Annotated in this window: 22 protein-coding genes and 1 tRNA gene; 10 read left to right on the forward strand and 13 right to left on the reverse strand. The window is 69.7% G+C overall.

The features are described 5' to 3' along the window. Positions 1 to 36: 36 nt before the first annotated feature. From ACK4YQ_RS01190 to ACK4YQ_RS01200, 3 genes are all read right to left on the reverse strand, one after another. Positions 37 to 2,172 (reverse strand): PQQ-dependent dehydrogenase, methanol/ethanol family, encoded by a 2,136-nt coding sequence (locus ACK4YQ_RS01190; protein WP_409607438.1) that lies wholly within the window; start codon positions 2,170 to 2,172, stop codon positions 37 to 39. Positions 2,173 to 2,228: 56 nt separating this feature from the next. Continuing rightward, complete coding sequence (locus tag ACK4YQ_RS01195; protein ID WP_409607440.1) at positions 2,229 to 2,894, reverse strand: metal-dependent hydrolase; 666 nt, start codon at positions 2,892 to 2,894, stop codon at positions 2,229 to 2,231. Between the two features lie 182 nt (positions 2,895 to 3,076). Then, positions 3,077 to 3,646 (reverse strand): OmpA family protein, encoded by a 570-nt coding sequence (locus tag ACK4YQ_RS01200; protein ID WP_409607442.1) that lies wholly within the window; start codon positions 3,644 to 3,646, stop codon positions 3,077 to 3,079. A gap of 312 nt (positions 3,647 to 3,958) precedes the next feature. On the opposite strand from ACK4YQ_RS01200, the gene ACK4YQ_RS01205 reads away from it, so the two are divergent. After that, positions 3,959 to 5,467 carry a sigma-54-dependent transcriptional regulator gene (locus ACK4YQ_RS01205; protein WP_409607444.1) on the forward strand — a complete coding sequence of 503 codons (1,509 nt, stop codon included), beginning with the start codon at positions 3,959 to 3,961 and terminating at the stop codon, positions 5,465 to 5,467. A gap of 16 nt (positions 5,468 to 5,483) precedes the next feature. Here ACK4YQ_RS01205 and queG read toward each other — a convergent pair whose 3' ends face one another. The 4 genes from queG to ACK4YQ_RS01225 form a co-directional block, all read right to left on the reverse strand. Then, complete coding sequence (queG, locus tag ACK4YQ_RS01210) at positions 5,484 to 6,617, reverse strand: tRNA epoxyqueuosine(34) reductase QueG (protein ID WP_409607446.1); 1,134 nt, start codon at positions 6,615 to 6,617, stop codon at positions 5,484 to 5,486. Then, the gene (locus ACK4YQ_RS01215) at positions 6,598 to 7,284 is read right to left on the reverse strand and encodes a glutathione S-transferase family protein (protein ID WP_409607448.1); all 687 of its coding nucleotides are present in this window, start codon (positions 7,282 to 7,284) and stop codon (positions 6,598 to 6,600) included. Before ACK4YQ_RS01215 ends, queG begins: the two co-directional genes overlap by 20 nt. Before the next feature lie 67 nt (positions 7,285 to 7,351). Then, positions 7,352 to 8,296, reverse strand: a complete 945-nt coding sequence (locus ACK4YQ_RS01220) for a cation diffusion facilitator family transporter (protein WP_409607450.1) — start codon at positions 8,294 to 8,296, stop codon at positions 7,352 to 7,354. 48 nt (positions 8,297 to 8,344) lie between these two features. Next, on the reverse strand, positions 8,345 to 9,430 hold the full coding sequence (locus tag ACK4YQ_RS01225) for a citrate synthase/methylcitrate synthase (protein WP_409607452.1): 1,086 nt from the start codon (positions 9,428 to 9,430) through the stop codon (positions 8,345 to 8,347). A gap of 87 nt (positions 9,431 to 9,517) precedes the next feature. Between ACK4YQ_RS01225 and ACK4YQ_RS01230 the strand changes: the two genes are divergently transcribed. Both ACK4YQ_RS01230 and ACK4YQ_RS01235 read left to right on the forward strand, forming a co-directional pair. Beyond that, a complete protein-coding gene (locus tag ACK4YQ_RS01230; RefSeq protein WP_409607454.1) occupies positions 9,518 to 10,669 on the forward strand; it encodes a citrate synthase in 1,152 nt (383 codons plus the stop codon). Between the two features lie 148 nt (positions 10,670 to 10,817). Next, positions 10,818 to 12,311, forward strand: coding sequence for a hypothetical protein (locus tag ACK4YQ_RS01235; protein ID WP_409607456.1), 1,494 nt, complete (start codon positions 10,818 to 10,820; stop codon positions 12,309 to 12,311). A 166-nt stretch (positions 12,312 to 12,477) separates the two neighbouring features. Here the strand turns inward: ACK4YQ_RS01235 and gltB are convergent, their stop codons facing one another. Both gltB and ACK4YQ_RS01245 read right to left on the reverse strand, forming a co-directional pair. Then, positions 12,478 to 17,055, reverse strand: coding sequence for a glutamate synthase large subunit (gene gltB, locus ACK4YQ_RS01240; protein WP_409607458.1), 4,578 nt, complete (start codon positions 17,053 to 17,055; stop codon positions 12,478 to 12,480). Positions 17,056 to 17,060: 5 nt separating this feature from the next. Beyond that, positions 17,061 to 18,497 (reverse strand): NAD(P)-dependent oxidoreductase, encoded by a 1,437-nt coding sequence (locus ACK4YQ_RS01245; protein ID WP_409607460.1) that lies wholly within the window; start codon positions 18,495 to 18,497, stop codon positions 17,061 to 17,063. A 224-nt stretch (positions 18,498 to 18,721) separates the two neighbouring features. On the opposite strand from ACK4YQ_RS01245, the gene ACK4YQ_RS01250 reads away from it, so the two are divergent. Continuing rightward, positions 18,722 to 19,522, forward strand: coding sequence for an undecaprenyl-diphosphate phosphatase (locus tag ACK4YQ_RS01250; RefSeq protein ID WP_409607463.1), 801 nt, complete (start codon positions 18,722 to 18,724; stop codon positions 19,520 to 19,522). 13 nt (positions 19,523 to 19,535) lie between these two features. Here the strand turns inward: ACK4YQ_RS01250 and ACK4YQ_RS01255 are convergent, their stop codons facing one another. Together ACK4YQ_RS01255 and ACK4YQ_RS01260 are read right to left on the reverse strand one after the other, a co-directional pair. Further along, positions 19,536 to 19,961: a globin domain-containing protein gene (locus ACK4YQ_RS01255; RefSeq protein ID WP_409607465.1), complete on the reverse strand. Its 426-nt coding sequence runs from the start codon at positions 19,959 to 19,961 to the stop codon at positions 19,536 to 19,538. A gap of 82 nt (positions 19,962 to 20,043) precedes the next feature. Further along, positions 20,044 to 21,018 (reverse strand): complex I NDUFA9 subunit family protein, encoded by a 975-nt coding sequence (locus ACK4YQ_RS01260; RefSeq protein ID WP_409607467.1) that lies wholly within the window; start codon positions 21,016 to 21,018, stop codon positions 20,044 to 20,046. A 137-nt stretch (positions 21,019 to 21,155) separates the two neighbouring features. Between ACK4YQ_RS01260 and ACK4YQ_RS01265 the strand changes: the two genes are divergently transcribed. The 6 genes from ACK4YQ_RS01265 to rpoN all read left to right on the forward strand — a co-directional run bounded on the left by ACK4YQ_RS01265 (position 21,156) and on the right by rpoN (position 25,548). After that, a tRNA-Leu gene (locus tag ACK4YQ_RS01265) sits at positions 21,156 to 21,241 on the forward strand. A gap of 98 nt (positions 21,242 to 21,339) precedes the next feature. Continuing rightward, on the forward strand, positions 21,340 to 21,957 hold the full coding sequence (locus ACK4YQ_RS01270) for a ribonuclease D (RefSeq protein WP_409607469.1): 618 nt from the start codon (positions 21,340 to 21,342) through the stop codon (positions 21,955 to 21,957). Positions 21,958 to 21,964: 7 nt separating this feature from the next. Then, complete coding sequence (gene lptC, locus ACK4YQ_RS01275; RefSeq protein ID WP_409607471.1) at positions 21,965 to 22,588, forward strand: LPS export ABC transporter periplasmic protein LptC; 624 nt, start codon at positions 21,965 to 21,967, stop codon at positions 22,586 to 22,588. 128 nt (positions 22,589 to 22,716) lie between these two features. After that, on the forward strand, positions 22,717 to 23,172 hold the full coding sequence (locus ACK4YQ_RS01280) for an LptA/OstA family protein (protein WP_409607473.1): 456 nt from the start codon (positions 22,717 to 22,719) through the stop codon (positions 23,170 to 23,172). Positions 23,173 to 23,216: 44 nt separating this feature from the next. Next, on the forward strand, positions 23,217 to 23,942 hold the full coding sequence (gene lptB / locus ACK4YQ_RS01285; protein ID WP_409609495.1) for an LPS export ABC transporter ATP-binding protein: 726 nt from the start codon (positions 23,217 to 23,219) through the stop codon (positions 23,940 to 23,942). 112 nt (positions 23,943 to 24,054) lie between these two features. Next, positions 24,055 to 25,548: an RNA polymerase factor sigma-54 gene (gene rpoN, locus ACK4YQ_RS01290; protein WP_409607475.1), complete on the forward strand. Its 1,494-nt coding sequence runs from the start codon at positions 24,055 to 24,057 to the stop codon at positions 25,546 to 25,548. On the opposite strand, the gene ACK4YQ_RS01295 is transcribed toward rpoN, so the two are convergent. Together ACK4YQ_RS01295 and ACK4YQ_RS01300 are read right to left on the reverse strand one after the other, a co-directional pair. Then, complete coding sequence (locus ACK4YQ_RS01295; protein ID WP_409607477.1) at positions 25,545 to 25,856, reverse strand: hypothetical protein; 312 nt, start codon at positions 25,854 to 25,856, stop codon at positions 25,545 to 25,547. The genes rpoN and ACK4YQ_RS01295 overlap by 4 nt on opposite strands. After that, positions 25,853 to 26,119 carry a DUF2312 domain-containing protein gene (locus ACK4YQ_RS01300; RefSeq protein WP_409607480.1) on the reverse strand — a complete coding sequence of 89 codons (267 nt, stop codon included), beginning with the start codon at positions 26,117 to 26,119 and terminating at the stop codon, positions 25,853 to 25,855. Before ACK4YQ_RS01300 ends, ACK4YQ_RS01295 begins: the two co-directional genes overlap by 4 nt. Positions 26,120 to 26,148 lie beyond the last annotated feature (29 nt).

A 26,148-nucleotide genomic window follows, 5' to 3' on the forward strand; every position in this document is an offset into this window, starting at 1 on the left:
GCCGCGCGCGCGAGACGCCGCGCGGCGGGATTCGGATCAGCCTCTGGCCGGGGCGGACGCCTTGGCGTTGGCCCTGGCTTGGGCCTGGCCCTTGGCCTTGCGGGCCTCGGTCAGGACGTAGGCGCGGATGTCCTCGGCGTCGGCGGGCGAAAGGAAGCGGCTGAAGCTCGCCATCCCCCGCGAGGCGCTGGCCCCGTCGATCACCACCGACTTGAAGGCCTCGGCGGTCGTCAGCATCTGCGAGCGCTTCAGGTCGGGCAGGTAGGCGCCCGAGGCGTTCGGCCCGTGACAGACCTGGCAGTTCTGGTGGTAGAGCGCAAAGCCGTGCTGGGCGTCGCCCGGGGAGCTGACGCCGGTCAGGTCGATGTCGATCTTCTCGGGCAGTTCATAGGCCGGCGCGGTCGCCTTGCCGCCGAGCTTGAACACCAGCAGGCGGCCGGGCAGGCGCGGGCGATCGGGCAGGAAGCTCGGCGAGGACAGCGCCCCGGCGCCGCCGTAGCCGACCATGATCGCCACGTACTGCTCGCCGTCCAGCTCATAGGTCATCGGCGCGGCGATGACCCCGTTCTCGGTCTTGTAGCTCCACAGCTTCTTGCCGTCGGCTGCGTCATAGGCCGCGAACTGGCCCTCGGCCGAGCCCTGGAACACCAGGCCCCCGGCGGTGGTCAGCACCCCCGCGTTCCAGAAGTAGGGATGCTCGACCTTCCAGCGCGCCTTCTTGGCCACCGGGTCCCAGGCGACGAGCTCGCCCTTCATCATCGCCTTGACGGCGGCGAGCTGGGCCTTGTCGTCGGGCAGGGCGTTGGCCAGGAAGTCGACCCCGGTGTTCCACGAGCCGTGGCGATAGCTGTACTTGCCGTCGTTGACGTAAGCGAACGGCACCTGCTGGGTTGGGATGTAGACGAGGCCCGTCTGCGGGTTGAACGCCATCGGGTGCCAGTTGTGGGCCCCGAAGGGCGCAGGGAACTGGAGCGAGGGCTTGGATTCGTAGCGCACGCCCGGCGCCTCGATCGGCCGGCCGGTCTTCATGTCGACCCCGGTCGCCCAGGTGACCTGCGAATAGGGGGTGGCCGACAGCAGTTCGCCGGTGGCGCGGTCCAGCACGTAGAAGAAGCCGTTCTTCGGCGCCTGCATCAGCACCTTGCGCGGCTTGCCCTCGATGGTCAGGTCCGCCAGCGTGATCTGCTGGGTGGCGGTGTAGTCCCAGCTCTCCCCCGGGGTGGTCTGGTAGTGCCAGACGTACTCGCCCGTGTCCGGCTTCAGCGCCAGGATCGAGGAGACGAACAGGTTGTCGCCGTTGTTGGCCGAGCGATCGATGCGGTTCCAGGGCGTGCCGTTGCCGACGCCGACATAGAGAAGGTCCAGGGCCGGATCATAGGCCATGGCGTCCCAGGGCGTGCCGCCGCCGCCGGACTTCTTCCAGCCGTCGCCGAACCAGGTCCCGGCGGCCTTCTCGGCGAGCACCTTGTCGGAGGCGGCTCCGTCCGGTTTGCCCTCCGGATTCGGCGTCATGTAGAAGCGCCAGACCAGCTTGCCGTCGTCGACGTTGTAGGCCGACAGGTAGCCGCGCACCCCGTACTCGGCGCCGCCGTTGCCGATCAGCACCTTGCCCTTCACGACCCGCGGCGCGCCGGTGATCGTATAGGGCTTGGAGGTGTCGGTGGTCTGCACGGACCAGACCTCCTTGCCCGTGGCCGCGTCCAGGGCGATCAGCCGCCCGTCCAGGGCCCCCACGAACACCTTGCCGTTCCACACGGCCACTCCGCGGTTCACCACGTCGCAGCAGGCGTCGAAGCCCTTGGAGCCGTCCACCTTGGGATCGTACGACCACTTCAGCTCGCCGGTCCGGGCGTCCAGAGCGTAGACCTTGGACCAGGCGGTGGTGGTGTAGAGCACGCCGTCGACCATCAGCGGCGTCGCTTCCTGGCCGCGGTCGGTGTCGAACTCATGGTGCCAGGCGAGGCCCAGGTCGCCGACCGTCTTGGTGTCGATCTTGGTCAGCGGGCTGAAGCGCTGTTCCGAGTAGGTGCGCCCGTAGGAGAGCCATTCGCCGTTGGTCTCGGCGGCTTGCAGACGCGCGGCGTCCACGGCGCCCGGCGCAGGCGCCGGCTTCTGGCAGCCTGCGAGGATCGCGGCGAACGCGAGCGACAGGATCAGCTTGGTGGTGTTCATATGGCCCTCCCCGGCCTGCGCTCTGCGGCGCAGCTCATGGATCAGCACTATTCGGTTTACGCAGCGGCGAGCAAGGGGCCGGAGCGTCCGCGCCGGTCCACCGCCCAGGCGGCGAACCCGAGCGCCAGGTAGACCGCCAGCGCCATTCGGCCCATCGCCACGGGGTCCTCGGCCGCCGGCAGCACCATGGCCAGGATCTGCACGGCGATCAGCAGCAGCAGGAACATCGGCGCGGCCCAGCCGCCCTGTCCGGCCCGCCCGCGGGTCCAGGCCCAGGCGGCGCCCGCAAGCGCCAGCAGGCCGATCTCCACCGCCTGCTCGGGCACGGGATAGTTCCAAAGGCCGAGCCCCGCCTTCGGCCCGCCGAACCAGAGCTCCAGGTCCGGCCGGTGGACCAGGAGGTCCGCCAGCCAGTGGGAGAACACCGTCAGACCCACGAACACCGCCGCCCGCCAGGGCAGCTTCAGCGCCCAGCGCGCGGCCAGGGCCGCGGCCAGCGACCACAGGATCGAGGCCGGCAGGCTGTGCGTGTAGGGCATGTGCTCGAGCACAAGGGCGCTGCCGGGCAGCGAAGGGTCGAAGCTGACCTTCTCGACGCCCGTCATGATCAGGGCGCTCCAGCCGATGTCCACGAGCTGGCAGCCGATGACGTAGGTCCAGAGCGGCGCGCGCGGTTCGGCCGCCTTGGCGGCGAGCGCGGCGGCGTAGTGGCCGGCGAACATGGACGAGCCCTCCCCTTCAGACGCCCCATTCTCGTTCGTCGGCAGGCTAGGACGAAACCGGGCTTTCGCGAAGCGCGGCCATGCGAAAACGCATGACCCGGCCGACCAAGAAAAAGGCCCCGCGGCCGGAGCCGGGGGCCTTTGGCGTCGGAAGGGCGGCGTCCGCCCGACCGAGTTCTGCTTTACGACAGCACCACCAGCACGACGCGGCGGTTGGCCGAACGGCCTTCGCGGGTGTCGTTGGGGGCCACCGGAACGTCCTCGCCGTAGGAGATCGTCCCCATCCGGTTGAGCGCCACGCCCTGACGGTTGAGGTACTTGCGCACCGCTTCGGCGCGCTCTTCGCCGAGCTTCTGGTTGTAGTCGGCGTCGCCGGTGGCGTCGGTGTGGCCTTGGATCTCCACATAGACGTTGCGGTTGTCGCTCTTCAGCTTCTCGGCCAGGGCGTCGAGCCGGGCCTGGGCCTCGGGCGACAGCTCCCACTTGTCGAGCGCGAACTTCACCGAGTCGTCCGACAGGACGACGGAATAGAGGAACTTGCCTTCAGCCAGTTTGCCGGCGGCGGTCGCCCGATCCAGGGCTTCCTTGGCCGTTCCCTCGACCTGTTCGAGGCGTGCGCCTTGGGCGGTAACCTGCGTCTCGACGCGGCCAACTTCCTCGTTGACGTACTTCTTGGTGGCGCACCCGCCGAGGCTCAGCGCCCCCAGCACGAGCGTCCCAGCAATCAAAACGCCCTTGTTACGGCCTCTCATGCGAGACCTCCTTCCCAGTTTCAGCCAGTGCGGGACGCCACATTAAAGATGGTTAATGTGTCTTACCCGCGCAGGCTCGATGAAGCGTCAAAAAGGCCATTTCGGGGCGGCGCGCGCCGCCTTGGCCGTAGAGCGCTCCATCGTGGCGCGATTGCATCATCCTGGAGTTGAGCCTGCGCAAGGCCCCCCGCGGGGCGTTAACCTGCGACTCAGTTCTGCGAAACCCCGCCTTTACCCCGCCCCTGTATCAATCCGGGCCACAAAGAGCCTCGCCCCATGAGGCGAGCGGCCGGTTCAGGTGGGTGTATTCGAATGAGCAAGACGGTCCTTGTCGTCGACGACGATCCGACGCAGCGCAGGCTGATCCAGGCGGTCCTGGAACGCGACGGCTTCGCCGTGGCGCAGGCGGAGAACGGCGATGCGGCCCTGCAGCACCTGATGGGCGGGAAGGCCGCGGACGTGGTGCTGCTGGACCTCGTCATGCCCGGGCTGAACGGCCATGACACCTTGCAGGAGATGCGCGCCCGCGGCTTCAACCAGCCGGTGATCGTGCTCACCGCCACCGGCGGCATCGACACGGTGGTCCAGGCCATGAAGGCCGGCGCCTGCGATTTCTTCGTCAAGCCGGCGGCGCCGGAGCGGATCATCGTGTCGATCCGCAACGCCCTGTCCATGGGGGCGCTGAAGGGCGAGGTCGATCGCCTGAAGAAGCGCGCCAGCGGCCGAACCACCTTCGACGACCTGATCGGCGACAGCCCGGCCATGCAGATGGTCAAGCGCCTGGGCGAGCGGGCCGCGCGCTCCTCGATCCCCATCCTGATCACCGGCGAGAGCGGGGTCGGCAAGGAGGTCATCGCCCGCGCGGTGCACGGCTCCTCCGACCGGGCCGGCAAGCCGTTCGTGGCGGTCAACTGCGGCGCCCTGCCCGAGAACCTGGTGGAATCCATCCTGTTCGGCCACGAGAAGGGCAGCTTCACGGGCGCCACCGACAAGCACCTGGGCAAGTTCCAGGAAGCGAACGGCGGCACCCTGTTCCTCGACGAGGTCGGCGAACTGCCGCTGGACATGCAGGTCAAGCTCCTGCGCGCCCTGCAGGAGAGCGAGATCGACCCGATCGGCTCGAAGCGCTCGATCAAGGTGGACGTGCGCATCGTCTCGGCGACGAACCGCGACATGTCCCAGCAGGTCAAGGAGGGCCGGTTCCGCGAGGACCTGTTCTACCGGCTGAACGTCTTCCCGATCGAAGCGCCCGCCCTGCGCGAGCGCCGTGGCGACATCCCCGCCCTGGTCGACACCTTCATCCGCCGCTTCAACGTCGAGGAAGGCAAGTCGGTGGTCGGCGCCACGCCCGAGACCCTGGAGTGCCTGACCGCCTACGACTGGCCCGGCAACGTGCGCCAGCTGGAGAACGCGGTCTATCGCGCCATCGTCCTGGCCGATCAGCCCTACCTGCAGCCCTACGACTTCCCCGCCATCTCCGGCGTCGCCCCGCCGCCGCCCGAGGCCGCGCCGGCGCGCGCCGCGCCCGCCCCGGCCGCCGTGCCGGCGGCGCCGCTCACCGCCGAGGACCTGGCGGGCGCCATGCCCAAGGAGGCCCCGGTGCGCGTGCTCGACGAGCGCGGCCACCTGCGCACCCTGGAGGAGATCGAGCGCGACCTGATCCAGCTCGCCATCGAGATCTACGCCGGACACATGAGCGAAGTGGCCCGCCGCCTCGGCATCGGCCGCTCCACCCTCTATCGCAAGGTCCGCGAACAGGGCCTGGAGGACATCGTCAAGGGCGGCGGCGAAGGCGAGGATTCCTCCGCCGCGGTCGCCTGACCGGCGCCCCGGCGCGCTAGGTCCATTCGGCCCGCACCTCGGGGTCGGCTTCCTGCGCCAGCCGCGCTTGTCGCACGGCGGCGTAGGCGGCCGGATCGAGCAGCCGCCCCGCGGCCCAGGCCGCCGCCCCTCGCACCAGCGCGGAGGCATCATCCAGCCTGGGCTCCACCGCCCGCATCAGCTCCGGATCGCCGGTGTTGCCAAGCGCGTAGAGCACGTTGCGCACGAAACGGTCGCGGCCGATCCGCTTGACCGGGTTCCTGGCGAAGAGCGCGCGAAAGCCCGCATCGTCCAAGGCGGCCAGGTCCTCCAGGGTCGGCGCCTCCAGCGCCTCGCGCGCGGCCAGCCTGGCCTCGGCGCCCGCCTTGGCGAACTTGTTCCAGGGACAGACGGCCAGGCAGTCGTCGCAGCCGTAGATGCGGTTGCCCAGCGCCGGGCGGAACTCCCGCGGGATCGGCCCCTTCAGCTCGATGGTCAGGTACGAGATGCAACGCCGTGCATCGAGCTGGAAGGGCGCGGGAAAGGCGTTGGTCGGACAGGCGTCCAGGCAGGCGCGGCACGAGCCGCAGCTTTCGACGCCGGTCTCGTCCGGCGCCAGCTCGAGCACCGTCAGGATCGAGCCCAGGAACAGCCAGGACCCGAAATCGCGGCTGACGAGATTGGTGTGCTTGCCCTGCCAGCCCATCCCCGCCCGCTCGGCCAGCGGCTTTTCCATCAGGGGGGCGGTGTCGACGAACACCTTCAGTTCGCCGCCGAAGCGGCCCTGCAGCCAGCGCGCCAGGGCCTTCAGCCGCGACTTGATCAGGTCATGGTAGTCGTCGCCCTGGGCGTAGACCGAGATCGCGCCGCGGTCGCGACGCTCGAGCCGCGCCAGCGGATCGTCCTTGGGCCGGTAGTTCACGCCGAGCACGACGGCCGAGCGCGCCTCGGCCCACATCGCCGTGGGATGGCCACGGCGCTCGAGGGTGTCGGCCATCCAGCCCATCTGGCCGTGGCGGCCGGCCTCGACGAACTCGACCAGCCGCCCCGAGGCCGGCCAGGGCTCGCGGACGTCGGCGAAGGCGCAGATGTCGAACCCCAGGCGGCGGGCCTCCTGACGGATCAGGTCTTCTCGGGTCGCGGCTGTCGGCTCAGAAGTCGAGGTCGTCATAGTGGGCCGCCGGCGCCAGGCCCGGCCAGCGGTCGGCCAGGAGGGGCCGGAAGCAGGGCCTGGACTTCAGCTTGACGTACCACGTTTTGACTCCCGGGAAGTCCCGCCACGGGACGTCGCCGAAATAGTCGATCACCGACAGATGGGCCGCTCCGGCGAAGTCGGCGAGGCTGAGCCGGCGGCCCGCCAGCCATTCGCGCTCGGCGAGCAGGCCCTCCATATAGACCATGTGAGCGCGCAGCGCCTCGCGCCCGGCGCGCAGATTGGCGAGGTCCGGGGCGCCCAGGCCCAGGAGCCGCTTCTCCATCTTTTCGTGCAGCAGGTAGCCGCCGACCTCATAGTCGAACTTGCGGTCGAACCATTGCAGCAGCCGCCGGGCTTCGGCCCGCTCCTGCGGCTCGCGGCCCAGGAGCGCAGGCTCCGGGTGGGCCTCCTCCAAGTGGTCCAGCACCGCGCGGCTTTCGCACACGATCAGCCGCCGACCGTCCTCTTCCTCCACCAGCACCGGCGTCAGGCCGGAGGGGTTGAGCGCCACGAAGTCCTTCGGCCGCTCCCAGTAGCGGATCGAGAGTTCGGCGAACGGCAGGCGCTTTTCCCCCAGCGCCAGGCGGACCTGGCGCGAGGCGGGATCGAGGGGGAAGTGGATGAGGGTGCGTTCTACACTCATAGGGGGATCGCAGGAGATCGAACTCTCTTAGAGCGCTCAATCCCTTAAGGCCCGTTTAAGGAGCCGTTTACGACGTCTGCGGGGTCTCGGCGAAGGCGCCGCCGTGGGGCTCGGCCCGCCCGCGCGGATCGGCGTGGATCAGGATGTCGGCGGCGGGGAACTCGGCCAGCACCCGCTTTTCGGCCCTGACGATCGCGGCGTGGGCGGCCTCCAGGGTGAGGTCCGGGTCGAGGTCCACGTGCATCTGGATGTGCACATAGGGTCCGGAGGCGCGCGTGCGGAGCTGATGAACGCCGGTCATCGCCCGGTCCTCGGTGATCAGGGAGACGATCCGCGCCCGATCCTCCTCCGGCAGCTCGCGGTCCATGAGCTGGTTGGACGCCTCGCGGAACACGCCGACCGCGCCCCACAGCAGCAGCGCGGCGACCACGATCGCGGCGACCGCGTCCAGGTTGTTCACCCCCAGGACGGCCGAGGCGGCGATCCCCAGCAGGGCGACCAGATTCGAGGCCAGGTCCGTGGCGTAGTGCGCCCGGTCGCCGGAGACGGCGACGGAAGCGGTCTGGCGCAGCACCCGGCTCTGGGCGGAGATGAGGAGCGCCGTCAGGACGGTCGAGACGATCATCACCGCCACCGCCCATCCCTCCGCCTCCAGCGGATGGGGCTGGAAGAGGTGGCGGATCGCCTCCTGGCCGATCAGCGCCGCCGAGGCGAACACCAGGCCGCCCTGCATCAGGCTGGCGAAGGCCTCGGCCTTGCCGTGGCCGAACCGATGCTCCGCATCGGGCGGCGCCGCCGCGTAGCGGACGGCGAAGAAGGTGACGAGGGAGGCGATCAGGTCGAGCCCGGAGTCGGCGGCCGAGGCGAGCAGCGCCACCGAACCGCTCACCAGCCAGGCTGCGACCTTGATCGAAACCAGCACCGCCGCCGTGCCCACCGACATCAGAGTGACGCGGCGGGTGAGCGCGGCGGCCTGCGACGGCGTCAGGCCCTTCTGGGGAACCGGGGTCATCGCCGCTGTTTACAGCCCTCCCGCCTCGCCCCGAAGCGCAATCGACTCTCAGGCCGCGCGCAGGGGCTCTGGGCCGACATAGCGCGACTGCGGCCGGATCAGGCGTCCGCCGGCGAGTTGCTCACGGGCGTGGGCGATCCAGCCGGCCACGCGGCCCATGGCGAACACGCAGGTGAAGGCCGCCGGCGGGAAGTCCAGGGCTTCCAGCAGGAGCGCCGTATAGAACTCCACGTTGGTGTCGAGCGCCCGGTCCGGCTTGCGTTCCTTCAGGATCGCCAGGGCCGCGGCCTCCACCGCCTCGGCGAACGCCAGCCGCCCGGGGGCGGCGCCTGCGCCTTCGGTCAGGCGGCGGACCGCGCCCTTGAGCGCCCCGGCGCGGGGATCGCGCACCCGGTAGACCCGGTGGCCGAAGCCCATCAGCCGGTCGCCGCGGGCGAGGGCCGCCTCGATCCAGGCCCTGGCGTTCTGCGGCGTTCCGATCCCGTCCAGCATGTCGATCACCGGCCCTGGCGCGCCGCCGTGCAGCGGGCCCTTCAGGGCGCTGATCCCGGCCAGCACCGCAGAGGTGAGGCCGGCCCGGGTCGAGGCCGCGACCCGCGCGGCGAAGGTCGAGGCGTTGAGCCCATGGTCGCAGACCGTGACGAGATAGGTGTCCAGCGCCGCGGCCTGGGCCGCGTCCGCCGGCCGGCCGCGAAGCATGCGCAGGATGTCGGCCGAGTGGCCGAGGGCGGCGTCCGGCGCCACCGGGGGCAGTCCGTCGCGGGCGCGGACCACCGCGGCGGCGAACACCGCCGGGGCCGCCACCAGGCGCAGGGCCGTGGCCAGGTCGTCCCCGTCGGCGAGGCGGGCGGTCAGTGCGCGAACCGCCTCGATCGGCTCGCGGGTCAGCAGGCGCGCGTCCAGAGCCTCGACTTCGGCGAACACCTCCGCCCGCGCCTCGCCGAGCGGCCGCGCCAGATCGTAGGGCAGGTCGTCGAAGAAGCCCTCGAACAGCAGGCGCACCGCCTCCTCGAAGCGGGTGCGGCCGGCGAGGTCGTCGAGCGAACGGCCCCGGATGATCAGCCGGCCGGCCAGGCCGTCCACTTCAGACAGCACGGTTTCGGCGGCGACGACGTTTTCGAGACCATCGGACATGGCTGAGCCTCCAAACTGCTTGCAATGGCGCATGTCTGCCGCCAAGCTCTCTGCGTCAATCTTGATCAACTGAATCAATGTAAACCCATGGCGGACTGGATCTCGGCGGAGGCGGCGCGGGCGCGGCTCGGCGTCAGGCCCCAGACGCTCTACGCCTATGTCAGCCGCGGCCGGCTGCGCGTGCGGCCCGATCCGCAGGACCCGCGGCGCAGCCTCTACCGGGCCGCCGACGTCGCCGCCCTCAACGAGCGCAAGGCGCGCGGGCGCAAGGCCGCAGACGTCGCCGCCTCGGCCATCGCCTGGGGCGAGCCGGTGCTGGATTCGGCGATCACCACGGTCGCCGGCGGGCGGCTCTACTACCGGGGCCGCGACGCGGTGGACCTGTCCGGGACCGAGACGCTGGAGGCCGTGGCCCGCCTGCTGCGCGGCGGCGACGGCGCGGCGCTGAAGCGCACCGACCGCCCCGCGCCGCCAGACATGGCCGACATGCGCGCTCGGGCCTTCGCCGCCCTAGCGGTGCGGGCCGGCGCCGATCCCCCCGCGCGCGGCCGCCATCCCCTGGCCCTGGCGGTGGAGGCCGCGACCCTGCTCGACGTGCTGGCCGACGCCGTGGCCGGCGAGATCGGCGGCGGGGCCATCCACGACCGGCTGGCCTCGGCCTGGGGGTGTCATGCGGCGGGGCGGGCGTCGGACCTGATCCGCCGGGCGCTGGTGCTGCTGGCCGACCACGAGCTCAACGCCTCGACCTTCGCCGCCCGGGTGGCGGCCTCCACCGGCGCCTCGCTGGCGGCCTCGGCCCTCGCGGGCCTGGCGGCGCTGTCGGGCCCGCGCCACGGCGGCGCGCCGGCGGCGGTGCGCGGCCTGCTCGCCGAGGCGGCGGGCGTGGGCGCCCCGGCGGCCGTCGCCGCCCGGCTCGCGGAAGACCGCGTGATCCCCGGCTTCGGCCACCCGCTCTATCCGGAAGGCGATCCCCGCGCCGAGGCCCTGATCGACCGCCTGTCGCTGCCGGCGCCGGTCCAGGCCCTGCGCACGGCGGTGCTGGACCAGACGGGCCTGGCCGCCAACGTCGACTTCGCCCTGGTGGCCCTCAGCGAGACGCTCGGCCTGCCGCCCGACGCCCCCTTCGCCCTCTTCGCCGTCGCCCGCTGCGCCGGCTGGATCGCCCACGCCATGGAGCAAGGCCAGACCGACCAGCTCATCCGCCCGAGAGCGAGGTACGTGGGGCCGGCGCCGGGGTGATCTCGCTCGCCTCCGGCATTGCCCCGGCCGTGACGCGCGAGCGCAGGAGCGTTCGAAGTTCGTCCCCATCGGAGAAGAGTTGCGCGGGAGGTGGTCAGACTCAGGGCGATCTGGTTACGGTCCGATCGGCAGGTTCGGAGGAGGACGAATGAAGTCGGTACGTGAACAGATTGACCTCCTTTCAAGCCTGCGCTTGCCTGACCGGTACGAGCCTCTCTACGGACTTGTCGGAGAGGAATTGGCTACGATTTTGGTCCCTCCTTCACCTGAGGCGAAGGACGTGATCGAAGGGATAGTGGATTTTGTCCGCGCCGGAACCCAGGGGGCACTTCTTCCACTCGCCGGAAGCTCTGGCGCTGGCAAGACGACCTTCGCCTCATCGATCAATCATTGGGAGGGCAAGGAGTTTACTTCGACTCTCACGTATAGTGGTCGCATCGAATTCGACGACCTTGCGGCCGCAGTCACCCGGTTTCGCGCAGACTTGCCCACAAACGACAAGCGGGTGATTCCCATCAACATTGACCATAGGGAGTCCGCGCCGCCGACAGATGGAGAACTCGCAGCTTTGAAGCGGTTCCTGCGCACCTCACCAGGTGGCGCACCTGCCCTGATCTTCTGGCCCGAAACTGACACGGATATTGCTCGATCCCTAGGCGAGCGATACAAGTCTATCGCAGGGGCCCAACCGACTGCGGTGTTAAGTGTCGAAGGACCGCCCCGTTCGGAATGGATACAGATTGCGGGTCAGACTCTCCAGCTAAGCAACAATATCACAGATCTGGAGTACATCGGGGTCAGCCCTGCTGACTATGATCCCCAAGAGTTTCCCTCGCTTGGCGAGTTTCTTCGGAAGATCAAGAACGATTTCAATGCAAACCTGGCGACGCTTAGGCGTTCGATCACCAAGCCAGTTGCACTAGTTATCGCCTTTGCTAGCGAGAGTGACAGTCCTGGCGTGTTGGCGTCGCTGACAAACAGCAGCCGATATGGCTTGCTGGACGCGACGGGCCTCTTGGCGGCAACACCAGACTCGGTGATCGGAAAGTGGTGGTCCACAAGGCGCGGGCTGCTTACGCGGGTCATCGTGCAGCTGAACGTGCATGCGCTCTCCCTTTCACCGGCCGCGACCATCTCTGCGATTCGCAACTGCGGGCCAGCCGCTGACGAGTTCCTTGATAGCATTGGAATTCGACGCCACGGGGCGGGACGAGCGGTCCGCGACCTCGGACGGACAGACCTCGGACGCCTCCTCTTGGGTAAGCCGCTGGCGCGCTTCGAAGCTCGGGGCACCCCGGCTAAGGATGCGGGAGCTGCTTTCCAGCTCCTTGCTGAGAGGGGATTCAACTTGGGGAAGGACAAAAAGCTAAATCAGATAATGGCCGACGCCTGGAGGGCATTCTTAGCGACAAATATCTCAGGAGATGGTGTCGTTCAACCTGATGTGCGCCACGAGAAGAGTCTCGAATTCTGCCAACTTATACCTGACAACTCAATTCTATACGCGGATTTTGCTATCTGTATCGAATATACTTGGCGAAAGGGTGATTTTCTCTCGCAGGGAAACAGATCGACGGTCGCCCAGTACATCCTTGAGAAACTGAAAAACTATGCCCGGGAGTTGGGCTGGACGCCGGCCTAGCGGGTGTAATAGGTCCTACGGCGGCACCAGCAAGCGGACACTCCCAAGAATAGCGGAGAGCCCTGGCTAACCGCCGTCGCTACGGACGGCCGGTTCGCCCGCAGCGCAGTCACCCGCACCAGCGCGAGGACGGCGTCGCGACTTCACCCACACCCGACCGCCCCCCCTAAGCCCGATGATGCACGGCCTCCTCCTCGGCCAGGGGCTGATCGAGGCGGTGGAGCATCTCCTTGGGGACCACCTGCCAGAACCGGCCGACGAACCGGCCCCAGTCGCGCAGCAGGCTCCGGGCGAGGGCCGATCCCGTCTCGCGGGCGTGTTCCTCCACCAGCGCCCGCAGCACGCCGTCCCAATGCTGGGTGGCGATCCGCTGGATCACCACGCTGTCGGGGTTGAGCATGGTCGGCAGGCGGTCGTTCAGGTCGAGCACGAAGGCCATGCCCCCGGTCATGCCGGCCGCGAAGTTGAAGCCCACCGGCCCCAGGATCACGGCCGCCCCGCCGGTCATGTACTCCAGCCCGTTGGCGCCGCAGCCCTCGACCACGGCGGTCGCGCCGGAGTTGCGCACGCCGAAGCGCTCGCCGGCCAGGCCCGCGGCGAACAGGCGTCCGGCCGTGGCCCCGTAGAGCACGGTGTTGCCGATGATCGCGTTGGTCTCCGGCGCCGCCAGGTGCGGCGAGGGGCGGATGACGATGGTCGCCCCCGACAGGCCCTTGCCGACATAGTCGTTGGCCTCGCCGGTCAGCTCGATGCGCAGGCCCTGGACGGCGAAGGCGCCCAGGCTCTGGCCCGCCGAGCCCTTGAGCTGGACGGTCAGGTGGCCGGGGGCCAGGCCCTCCATGCCGAAGCGCCGCACGATGTGCGAGGAGGTGCGCGCGCCGATCGCCCGGGCGGTGTTCTGCACCGTGTAGGTGAGCTGCATCTTCTCGCCCCGCTCGAGCAGGGGGGCGGCGTCGCGCACGATCTGGGCGTCCAGGGTGTCGGGCACCTCGTTGCGGCCCTGCACCGTGCAGTACGGCTTGTTCGGCCCAGGGTCGGCCTTCACCAGCAGCGGGTTGAGGTCGAGGTCGTCCAGGTGCTCGCCCCCGCGGGAGACCTGCATCAATAGGTCGGTGCGCCCGACGATCTCCTGCAGCGAGCGCACGCCAAGGCTCGCCAGGATCTCGCGCACCTCCTCGGCGATGAAGGTGAAGAGGTTGACCACCTTCTCCGGGCTGCCGGTGAACTTCGCGCGCAGCGCCTCGTCCTGGGTGCAGACCCCCACCGGGCAGGTGTTGGAATGGCACTGGCGCACCATGATGCAGCCCATGGCGATCAGGCTGGCCGTGCCGATGCCGAACTCCTCGGCGCCCAGCATGGCGGCGATCACCACGTCGCGGCCGGTGCGCACGCCGCCGTCGGCCCGCAGCCGCACCGAGTGGCGCAGGTTGTTCAGCGTCAGCACCTGGTTGGCTTCGGAAAGGCCCATTTCCCAGGGCCCGCCCGCGTACTTGATCGAGGTCTGCGAGGAGGCGCCCGTGCCGCCGACGTTGCCGGAGATCAGGATCACGTCGGCCTTGGCCTTGGCCACCCCCGCCGCGATCGCGCCGATGCCGGTCATGGCCACCAGCTTCACGCAGACCCGCGCGTCGGGGTTGATCTGCTTCAGGTCATAGATGAGCTGGGCCAGGTCCTCGATCGAATAGATGTCGTGGTGCGGCGGCGGGCTGATCAGCATCACGCCGGGGGTGGCGTGGCGCAGGCGCGCGATCAGCTCGGTGACCTTGAAGCCGGGCAATTGGCCGCCCTCGCCGGGCTTGGCGCCCTGGCTGACCTTGATCTCGATCTCGCGGCACTGGTTCAGGTACTCGGCGGTCACGCCGAACCGGCCCGAGGCGATCTGCTTGACCGCCGAGTTGGGGTTGTCGCCGTTGGGCAGGGGCTTGTAGCGGGCGCGGTCCTCGCCGCCCTCGCCGGAGACGCTCTTGGCCCCGATCCGGTTCATGGCGATGTTCAGCACCCCGTGCGCCTCGGGCGACAGGGCGCCCAGGCTCATGCCCGGCGTGACGAAGCGCTTCCTGATCTCGTTGACGCTCTCGACCTCGTCGAGATCCAGCGCCCGCTCGGCGGGACGCCAGTCCAGAAGGTCGCGGAGCTGGATCGTCGGCAGGGCCCGCATGCCCTCGGAGAAGCGCTTGTAGATCGCATAGTCGCCGGTGTCGCAGGCCCGCTGCAGGGTGTGCACCATGCGCGCCTCGAAGGCGTGGCTCTCGCCCGAGCGGCGGGCCTTGTAGAAGCCGCCGACCGGCAGCATCACCGCGCCCGCGGTCCAGGCCCTGCGGTGCAGCTCCACCATCTTGGCCTCGATGCCGGCCAGGCCGATGCCGGAGATCCGCGAAGGCATGCCGGGGAAGAACTCGGCCACCAGCGAGCGCGACAGGCCGACGGCCTCGAAGTTGAGCCCGCCGCGATAGGACGAGATCACCGAGATGCCCATCTTGGCGATGATCTTCAGAAGACCGCCCTCGACCGCGTGCTTGTAGTTCAGGCACAGCTCGCGAAGGCCGAGGTCGCCCGTCAGGCCCCGGTCGAGCCGGTCATGGAAGCTCTCCTGCGCCAGGTACGGGTTCACCGCGGTCGCGCCCACCCCGACCAGCACGGCGAAATAGTGGGTGTCCAGGCACTCCGCCGCGCGCACGATCAGCGAAACGTAGGAGCGCAGCCCCTTGGCGACGAGCCAGGAATGCACCCCGCCCACGGCCAGGATCATCGGCAGGCCCACGCGATCGGGGCCGGAGCCCTCGTCGCTGAGGACGATGGTGGCGCAGCCGCGCAGGGCCGCGTCCTCGGCCTCGGCGCGGATGCGGTCGAGATTGGCCCGAAGGGCGTCGCCGGGCCGCGATTCGGCCGCCGGGATCGGCATGGTGCAGTCGATCACGGCGATGTTCCTCTCGCCGATCACGCCGCAGATGCGGTGGTACATGCCGTTGGTCAGCACGGGGCTGTCCATGACGAAGACGTCGGTCTGGGCCTCGTCCTGGGCCAGGATGTTGCCGAGGTTCTTGAACCGGGTCTTCAGGCTCATCACCGCCGTCTCGCGCAGGGAGTCGATCGGCGGGTTGGTCACCTGGCTGAAGTTCTGGCGGAAATAGTGCGACAGCGGCCGGTACTGGTCCGACAGCACCGCGAGCGGCGTGTCGTCGCCCATGGAGCCGACGGCTTCCTTGCCGTCCTCCACCATGGGCGCGAGGATCAGCTCCAGGTCCTCCAGGCTGAGGCCGGCAGCCACCTGACGGCGCACCAGCTCCTCGCGGCCGTAGGCGCGCGGCTCGGGGCCCCAGACGATCTCGCCCTCCAGGTCCACCATGTTGCCGAGCCAGCGGTCGTAGGGGTGCTGGGCCGCCAGCCGGTCGATGATCTCGTCCTCGCCGTAGAGCCGCCCCTCGACCAGGTCGACCGCCAGCATTCGCCCGGGGGAGATGTGGGCCTTGCGCACGATCCGGGCCTCCTCGACCCGGCACATGCCCGCCTCGGACCCGATGATCAGCAGGCCGTCGTCGGTGTAGGCGACGCGCAGGGGCCGCAGGCCGTTGCGGTCCTTGCCCGCCAGCACCCAGCGCCCGTCGGTGGCGCAGATGGCCGCCGGCCCGTCCCAGGGCTCCATCACCGCATTGCAGTAGGCGTAGAGCGCCTTGTGCTCGGGCTTGAGCTGCTCGTCGGAGCGCGCGTTCCACGCCTCGGGGATCAGGAGGGTCTTGGCCATCGGCGCGTCGCGGCCGGCGCGCACCAGCACCTCGAAGGTGTTGTCCAGGGCCGACGAATCCGAGCCCCCCGGCTGGATGACCGGCTTCACGTCCTCGCCCAGCTCGCCGAACGCGTCGGCGGCCATGCGGATCTCGTGGCTCTTCATCCAGTTGACGTTGCCCTTCAGCGTATTGATCTCGCCGTTGTGGGCCAGCATCCGGAACGGCTGGGCCAGCCGCCATTCGGGGAAGGTGTTGGTCGAATAGCGCTGGTGGAAGATCGCCACCGCCGCGGCGAACCGCTCGTCGCGCAGGTCCGGATAGAAGGCGTCGATGTGCTGGGCCAGGAACATGCCCTTGTAGATCAGCGAACGCGCCGACAGCGAGCAGAGGTAGAAGTGGGCGATGCCGGCCGCCGCCACGCGCTTTTCGATGCGCTTGCGGCACAGGAACAGGGCGCGCTCCAGCGCTTCGCCCTCCAGGCCGGGGGGCGGAGAGAGCATGATCTGCTCGATCTCGGGGCGGGTGGCGTTGGCCTTGTCGCCGATCACGCTGGTGTCCACCGGCACCTGGCGCCAGCCGTAAAGATAGAAGCCGAAACGCAGGGCCTCGGCCTCGACGATGGTGCGCGCGGCCTCCTGGGCCGCCAGGTCGTTGCGCGGCAGGAACACCTGGCCCACGGCGATCGGGCCCGGGCGCAGCTTGTGGCCGATGCGGACGACCTGGTCGGCGAAGAAGTCCTGCGGCACCGACACCAGCACGCCGGCCCCGTCGCCGGTCTTGCCGTCGGCGTCCACGGCGCCGCGGTGCCAGACGGCCTTCAGCGCGCGGATCGCCAGCTCCACCACCTCGCGGCGCGGCTGGCCGTCGATGGCGCACACCAGGCCCACGCCGCAGGCGTCGCGCTCGCAGGCCGGGTCGTAGGCGTGGGCCTCGATCAGGCGCTGGCGGTTTTCCAGGTAGCGGGCCGCCCCGTCCCATTCGGACGCTGCGGGCGGTGCGGGGATCGTTTGATCGCTCATGGGTCTTACTCCGCCGCGGCCAGCGCGGGCTGGGTCAGGTAGGCGCCGATGGCGTCGGCGGCGTCGCGTCCGTCGCGGATGGCCCACACCACCAGCGAGGCGCCGCGGACGATGTCGCCGGCGGCGAACACGCCGGGGATCGAGGTCATCTGGGTGCGGAAGTCGGCCTTCACCGTCCCCCAGCGGGTGACGGTCAGGTCCGGCGCCGACAGGGCCGCCGGCAAGTCCTCCGGATCGAACCCGAGGGCCTTGACGACCAGGTCCGCCGGCAGGTCGAAATCGGCGCCCTCCACCTCCTCCGGCGACTGGCGGCCCGAGCGGTCGGGCGGGCCGAGGCGCATCCGTGCGGCGCGCACCCCGGTCGCGGCGTCGGCCTGGCCGGTGACGGCGCGGGGGGCGGCGAGCCATTCGAACACGACCCCCTCCTCCTCCGCATGGGCCACTTCGCGCACCGAGCCGGGCATGTTCGCCCGGTCGCGCCGATAGAGGCAGGTGACGGAGCGCGCGCCCTGGCGCACCGCGGTGCGCACGCAGTCCATGGCCGTGTCGCCGCCGCCGACCACCACCACGTCGCGGCCCGCAGCGTTCAGGGTCCCCGCCTCGAAGGCCGGGACGCGGTCGCCCAGGCCCACGCGGTTGGAGGCGATCAGATAGTCGAGGGCGGCGACCACCCCGGCCGAGCCGGCGCCGGGGGCGGCCAGGTCCCGCGCCGCATAGACGCCGGTCGCCAGCAGGACCGCATCGTGCCGCGCGCGCAGGTCGGCCAGGCTGGCGTCGCGACCGACCTCAAAGTTCAGGCGGAACTCGACCCCGCCGTACGCGAGCCGCCGGGTGCGACGCTCGACCACGTCCTTCTCCAGCTTGAAGCTGGGGATGCCGTAGATCAGCAGGCCGCCGGGCCGGTCGTGGCGGTCGTAGACCACCACGTCGAAGCCCGCTTCCCGCAACCGCTCGGCCGCCGCCAGCCCGGCGGGGCCCGCGCCCACCACGCCCACGGACTTGCCCTGCGGCGGGCCCGGGCGCAGCGGCGCCACCCAGCCCATGTCCCAGGCCCTGTCGGTCAGATAGCGCTCGACCGCGCCGATGGTGACGGTGCCGTGGCCGGACTGCTCGATGGTGCACGAGCCTTCGCACAACCGGTCCTGCGGGCAGATGCGGCCGCAGATCTCGGGCATGGAATTGGTGGCCTGCGACAGCTCGTAGGCCTCCTGCAGCCGGCCCTCGGCGGTCATCCGCAGCCAGTCGGGGATGTTGTTGTGCAGGGGGCAATGGGTCTGACAGAACGGAATCCCGCATTGCGAGCAGCGCGCCGCCTGCTCGGCCGCCTTGGCGTCGATGAAGTCCGCGTAGATCTCGTGGAAGTCCCTGGCGCGCGCCTCGGCGGCGCGCTTGGCTGGCGTCGCCCGCGGGGTCGTCGTGAACTTCAGCATGCGTTCGGCCATCGCGCACCCTCCCGCCCTCCATGGGCGACAGGCCGCATCTACTCCGCCGGCAGATCGCCGAAAAGTAGATTGTCCTGAATCAGGACTATGATTCCGCAGCACGCGTTGAAGATGGCGCCGACCCTCCCGTCAGCGCCGCATTTTGGTCCATAAACTGGATGAACTGCATTTTTACCGTGAATCCCGCCATTGCTCGGCCTGGAAACCGCCTTTAGGGAAGCGCCATGCCCGACTGGATCTACGCCGTCATCCTGGGGGTGGTCGAAGGCCTGACGGAGTTCATCCCGGTCTCTTCCACGGGCCATCTCCTGCTCACCAAGACGGCCCTGGGCCTGCCGAACGGCTTCTGGGACACCTTCAGCGTGCTCATCCAGCTCGGCGCGATCCTCGGGGTGGTGGCGCTCTACTTTCAGCGCCTGTGGGGCGTGCTGATCGGCCTGCCGACAAATCCGGCCGCCCGCCGCTTCGCCCTGTCGGTGCTGATCGCCTTCGTCCCGGCGGTGGTGCTCGGCTTCGCCCTGCACGACCTGATCAAGGAGGTGCTGTTCGAGAGCCCGCGCCTGATCTGCTGGTCGCTGATCGTCGGCGGCGTAGTGCTGCTGGCGATCGACCGCTGGCCGCCGCCGGCCCGTCATCACGACGCGATGAAGACGCCCCTGCTCACCGCCTTCGGCGTGGGCCTTGTCCAGTGCCTGTCGATGGTGCCGGGGGTGTCCCGCTCGGGCGCCACCATCGTCGGCGGCGTGATGATGGGCATGGACAAGCGCGCGGCGACCGAGTTCTCGTTCTTCCTCGCCATCCCGACGATGGTCGGCGCCTTCACCTACGACCTCTACAAGAACGTCGACGCCATCGACACCAGCCAGGCCGGGATCATCGCCCTGGGCTTCGTGGTCTCGTTCGTCTCCGGCATCGTGGTGATCCGCTACATGCTGGATTTCGTCCAGCGGCGGGGCCTGGCCCCCTTCGGCTGGTGGCGGATCATCGTCGGCGTCGTCGGCCTGGCGCTGCTGGGGCTGAGCTGAGCTGAGCGGACGCTCAGGCCACCGCCTTCGGCCGCGCCGCCTGGACCACGAAGCGGTCGATGTCGGCGAGCATGCCCGCCCAGGCCGCCTCGGTCCCGGCGCTCCAGTCCGCTCCGAGCAGCTCCCTGAGCGTGTCCCGCACCACGGCGAAGAAGGTGGCGAACACCTCCCGCGGGACGTCGAAACCCTCGTGGTTGACCAGTTCGGTGCCGATCAGGTGGTCGGCGTAGCGCCGCTCGCCGACGAAATCGAGGATGGCGGCGAACACCCGCGCCAGCATCTCGCCCTTGATCGCGCCGCTCTCGTCCCTCCAGAACAGCGCCTCCATCTGGGGATTGGCGGCGAACAGGCGCTTGTAGACGTGGGCCGTCGGATCGACGCCAAGCTCGCCCACACGCTCCAGGCTGGCCTCCACGGCCTGGCTGTAGCTGTAGCTCATCGCGCTCCTCCCGTCTGGTTGGCGTCCAGTCTGGGATGGCGGTCCGATCCGCGCAAGCGCGGCCCACCCATCCGGGCGAGCGTCAGTGCGCCGCGGGGGCGCCTTCGCTCACCAGGTCGGCGTACTGGCCGCCCTTTCGGTAGCGCTGCATGTAGGTCGGCAGGATCGCCTCCAGGGCCGTCGGCTCGATGCCAAGGTCGGCCAGGCCCGGCAGCGAGCCGCCGACCACGTTGTCCGACTTCAGCAGCACCACCTGGTCGGCGCTGATCGGCGGCGGGACGAGGCCGGCCGCCAGGTCGAACAGGCCGCCGAGCATGCCGGCGACCCCAAAGGGCACGGGAACCAGGGCGCGCCGACGCTCGGTCTCGGCCAGGACCAGCTCCATCAGCTCGCGGAAGCTGTACTGGGCCGGCCCGCCGAGTTCGAAGGTCTTGCCCGCGCAATCCGGATCGACCGCCGCGCGCGCGACCGCCTTGGCCACGTCGCCCACATAGACCGGCTGGAACCGGGTGCGTCCGCCGCCCACCAGCGGCAGGGCCGGCGCCATCGAGGCCATTTCGCCGAACTTGTTGAAGAAGTCGTCCTCGGGCCCGAAGATGACCGAGGGGCGGAAGATCGTCGCCTGCGGGAACGCCGCGCGCACGGCCGCCTCGCCCTCGCCCTTGGTCCGCGCGTACTTCGAGGCCGACGCCGGATCGGCGCCGAGGGCCGACATGTGCGCCAGCCGCTTCACCCCGCCCGCAGCCGCCGCTTCGGCCACGGTCTTGGCGCCCATCACGTTCAGGGACTGGAACTTCTGGCGGCCGTGCTCATAGAGCGTGCTCACCAGGTTCACCGCCGCGTCGGCGCCCGCCAGCGCCCTCTGGACCGAGGCGGGATTGCGCACGTTGGCCTGGACGATCTCGATCTGGCCGACGTCCCCGTGCAGGCGCTGGTCCCCCGCCAGGTGCGGGTGGCGGACGGCCACGCGGATGCGCGCGCCGCTGCGGGCGAGCGCCCGGACCACCTGGCTTCCGACGAAGCCCGAACCTCCGAAGACGGTGACGAGATCTGGCATGGCGACCATTTGCGACAAGGGATGGACGAACGCCCGGATAGACGATGAGCCGCCGCGCGGCAATGCGCGCAAACCTCGCCGTTGACGCCGGGGCTGCTTTTCCCTATCTAGCGCGCCTCCCGATCCGATGGACCGGGGCCCAGGTGGCGGAATTGGTAGACGCGCTGGTTTCAGGTACCAGTGGTTAATAGCCGTGGAGGTTCGAGTCCTCTCCTGGGCACCATCCCTCGACAGCGAGGGTGGCCTTTCTTTCGTTTCCCCCGCGGGATGACTAAGTAGGGCTCGCACCGCGCGGGCCGGATTCTGCGGAGACGACGAACCTTGGCGACATTCCTGCACGACGGCGACCTTCCCGCGGGCGCGCTCTCCGGCGCGACGGCCGTTGCCGTGGATTCGGAGACCATGGGCCTCAGGCTCGGCCGCGACCCGCTGTGCGTCGTGCAGCTCTCGGCCGGCGACGGAAACGCCCATGTGGTGCAACTCCGCCGTCCCGCCTACGACGCGCCGAACCTGAAGCGGCTGCTCACCGACCCGGCGGTGACCAAGATCTTCCATTTCGGCCGCTTCGACATCGCCATGTTCCACCTGCACCTGGGGGTGGTCACCGCGCCGGTCTACTGCACCAAGATCGCCTCCAAGCTCGCCCGCACCTACACCGACCGCCACGGGCTGAAGGACCTGGTGCGCGAACTGCTTTCCATCGACCTCTCCAAGGCCCAGCAGAGCTCGGACTGGGGCGCGGACAAGCTGTCCGACGACCAGCTCGCCTATGCGGCGAGCGACGTCCTGCACCTGCACGCCCTGCGCGCGCGGCTGGACCAGATGCTGGCTCGCGAGGGCCGCGACCACCTGGCCCGCGCCTGCTTCGACTTCCTGCCGCACCGCGCCGTCCTGGACGTCGCCGGCTGGGAGGAGGTCGACATCTTCGCCCACACGTGAGGCGCCCATGACCCTGGCGCACGCCGATCCCGGAGTGATCAGGGCGCACCACACGACCGCGGTGCGCTGGCGCCGGCGCGCGCGCCTGATCCACATCCTGCGGATCGCCCTGCCGGCGGCCATCGCCCTGATCCTGGCGGCGATGGCCGCCACGGTGGCCTGGCGTACGATCGCCGGCGGCCAGGCCCGCACCGGCGACGCCGACGCCCCGATCCGCCTGGTCAACGCCCGCTTCGTGGGCCGCGACAACGACGGCCGCGCCTTCGTCATCACCGCGGCCACGGCGGTGCGTGACGACGAGGACTACCAGCGCGTCCTGCTCGACCGCCCGACCCTGATGCTCGACGAGGACGGCGCGCGGCCGACCCGCGTCACCGCCAAGTCCGGCGTGTACCACGAAGGCACGCGCAAGCTGCAGCTTCAGGGCGGCGTGCGGCTGGTGAGCGATCAGCAGACCTTCGACACGGCGACCTCGCTGTTCAACACCGCCACCGGCGAGCTGAGCGGTTCAGGCCCGATTCAGGGCGTCGGGTCTCTTGGAGAAATCGACGCGAAGTCCTATGCCGTCTACGACAAGGGCGAGCGCATAGTTTTCAAGGGCGGCGTGCACGCCCGCATTCCAACAGATTAGGCGTCGGCTGCGGCATGAGCTTCATTGTGAAATCAAGGCGATGGGTTGCGGCGGCGGCGGCCTCCGCGGCTTTGGCGGCCCCGCCCGCGGGTGCGCAGATCGCCCAAAACTCCAAGGCTCCGGTCGATATGACCGCCGACGAGCTGGAAGTGGTCAACACCCAGTGCCTGGCCATCTGGCGCGGCGCGGCCGAAGCGCTGCAGGACAACGCCCGCCTGCGCGCCGACGTGATCCGGATCTACAACAAGGCCCAGCCCTCGGCCCGTCCCGGCGCGGCGGGCGGCGGCTGCGGCGCCCTGGACCGGATCGAGGCGGCGGGCTCGGTCTACTACGTCACGCCAAGCCAGCGCGTGCGCGGGGACGCTGCCGTCTACCAGGCCGCCGCGGACACTATCACCTTCACCGGCGACGTGGTCGCCACCCAGGGCAGGAACGTGCTGCGCGGCGAGCGGCTGGTGATCCAGGTGTCCACCGGCGCGGCGACCATGGAAACCAGCGTCAAGGGCCGCAACAAGCCCGGCCGCGTGCGCGGCGTGTTCTATCCCAACGAAGAGCGCCAGGCCCAGCCTGCCGCGCCCCGCTAGGCGGCGCGGCCGTGCGGCAGGAACGCTTCCAGGACCTTGAGACCCTGGCCGGGGAAGGCCTGGTGGTCGACAACATCGGCAAGTCGTTCCGCGGCCGGCCGGTGGTGAAGGGCGTGAGCCTGCGGCTCGCCCGCGGCGAGGTCGCCGGCCTGCTGGGTCCGAACGGCGCCGGCAAGACCACCTGCTTCTACATGATCACCGGCCTGATTCCGGCCGACTACGGCGCCATCTATTTGGACGGCGAGAACATCACCGCCCAGCCCATGTACCAGCGCGCGCGCATGGGCGTGGGCTACCTGCCCCAGGAAACCTCCATCTTTCGCGGCATGACCGTGGAGGAGAACGTCATGGCCGTGGTCGAGCTGCGCGAGCCGGACGCCCGCCGCGCTCGCGAGACGGTCACCCAGTTGCTGGGCGAGCTGCACATCGAGCACCTGCGCAACGCCCCGGCGATCTCCCTGTCCGGGGGCGAGCGGCGGCGGGTGGAAATCGCCCGCGCCCTGGCCAGCGAGCCGTCCTTCATGCTGCTGGACGAGCCGTTCGCCGGGATCGACCCCCTGGCGATCGCCGACATCCGCGAGGTGATCGCCTATCTGCGCAAGCGCGGCATCGGCATCCTGATCACCGACCACAACGTGCGCGAGACCTTGGACATCATCGACCGCGCCTCGATCATCCATGCCGGCGAGTTGCTGTTCGAGGGCACGCCCGACCAGATCGTCGATGATCCCGAGGTGCGCCGCGTCTATCTCGGCGACCGCTTCAGCTGATTCCCCTCAAGGGCGAGCTTCATGCCGCCGGCGCCCGTTTTCCGCGAGCCGGTTAACCAATCAGTTGGGATGACGCCCTTAGCCTGAGCAAGAACCAGGCCAGGAGGGTGTTTTGGCGCTCAGCGCGCGTCTCGAGTTCCGGCAGGGCCAGGGCCTTGTCATCACGCCGCAGCTCCAGCAGGCCATCAAGCTCCTGCAGCTGTCGAACCTCGAGCTCGAGGCCTTCGTGGAGGCCGAGCTGGAGCGCAATCCCCTGCTGCAACGCGACGAACGCGACGCCGAGCCCGAGGCGGAAGCGCCCAAGGACGCCGCGGTCGAGTATTCCGCCGACGAGATTCCCGCCGGTGCGGCGGGCGCCGAGATGGACATGAGCCACGACGAGGTCTCGCCGGGCGAGCGCGCCACGGGCGACGCGCCGGAGGCCCAGGACGCCGGCGGCGCCGTCGACTGGTCCAAGGCCGGCCGCGGCGGAAGCTTCGAATCCGACGGCGACGACTACGAAGGCGCCGACACCCGGGCCAAGACCCTGTCCGAACACCTCAACGACCAGCTCGCGACCGCCGGCCTCACCGGTGCGGCCCTGGCCGCCGCCACCGTCCTGATCGACGCCATCGACGAGGGCGGCTACCTGCGCGCCGACCTTGTCGAGACCGCCGAGCGCCTCGGCTGCGGCCTGGAGGTCGTGGAACGGGCGCTCCAGGCCATCCAGGGCTTCGAGCCGACCGGCGTGGGGGCGCGCAGCGTCGCCGAGTGCCTTGCGCTGCAGCTCAAGGAGCGCAACCGCTACGATCCGGCGATGGCCGCTCTGCTCGACAATCTGGAGCTCTTGGCCCGCCGCGACCTTTCCGGCCTCAAGCGCGCCTGCGGGGTCGACGACGAGGACCTGCGCGAGATGATCGCCGAGGTGCGTGCGCTGACGCCGCGTCCCGGCGCGGCCTTCGGCGGCGACCCGGTCCAGCCGGTGGCGCCGGACGTCTATGTCCGCGAAGGCCAGGGCGGTCTGTGGAACGTGGAGCTCAACTCCGAAACCCTGCCGCGGCTGCTGGTCGACCAGCGCTACCACGCCCGGGTCTCGGCCGCCGCCCGCAACGACCAGGAGAAGGTGTTCGTCTCCGACTGCCTGGCCTCGGCGAGCTGGCTGGTGAAGAGCCTGGACCAGCGCGCCAAGACCATCCTGAAGGTGGCCAGCGAGATCGTGCGCCAGCAGGACGGCTTCCTGGCCTACGGCGTCGAGCACCTGCGCCCGCTGAACCTGAAAACCGTGGCCGACGCCATCGGCATGCACGAGTCCACCGTCAGCCGGGTCACCTCGAACAAGTACATCGCCACCCCCCGCGGCCTGTTCGAGATGAAGTTCTTCTTCACCTCGGCCATCGCCTCCTCGGCCGGCGGGGAGGCGCACTCCGCCGAGAGCGTGCGCCACAAGATCAAGCAGTTGATCGACGGCGAACGCACCGAGGCCGACGTGCATTCCGACGACCGCATCGTCGAGATCCTGAAGGAGGCCGGCGTCGACATCGCCCGGCGCACGGTGGCCAAGTACCGGGAGGCCATGCGCATCCCGTCCTCGGTGGAGCGCCGGCGCATGCTGAAGGAAGCCGTCTAGCCCTCGTCCTTCGGCCCGCGGCGCATCGGCCGGCGCGCCATAGGCGGCTTGTCGCCCTTGGCCTTGGCGGCGATCTCCTTGAGCTTGACGTGCTGCATGGCCGAAAGGGCCTCGCCGGCCGCCCCCTTCTCCGGGTCGCCGAAGGCGCGGCCATAGGTCTTCACCCGTTCCTCGACGCTGCCGAGGAATTCCCCCTCCCACTCCGAAAGCTTCACGCCGGCGCGTTCGGCCTGGCGGCGGGCGCGCTTCAGGGCGTTCAGCGCGGCCCGCTTGGCCTGCGCCTTCCGGTCAGGAGGGGCGCGCTTCAAATCTCTCCCAGCGCGGAGAGATAGAGGTCGAGGATCGCGTCCTCCTCCTGGCGCTTGGCCCGGTCCTGCTTGCGCAGGCGCACCACCTTGCGCAGGATCTTCACGTCGAAGCCGTTGCCCTTGGCTTCTGCGAAGACTTCCTTGATCTGCTCGGCGATCTCGGACTTCTCCTGCTCGAGCCGCTCGATGCGCTCGATGATGCTCTTGAGCTGGCCCTGGGCCGTCGTATTGAGCACGTCGGCGTGGGCGAGATCGTCGGCCATGGGAGAGCCTCTCCGGAATCGGGTCTTGG

The sequence above is a fragment of the Phenylobacterium sp. genome, assembly GCF_046291545.1.
Taxonomy (GTDB): Bacteria; Pseudomonadota; Alphaproteobacteria; order Caulobacterales; family Caulobacteraceae; genus Phenylobacterium.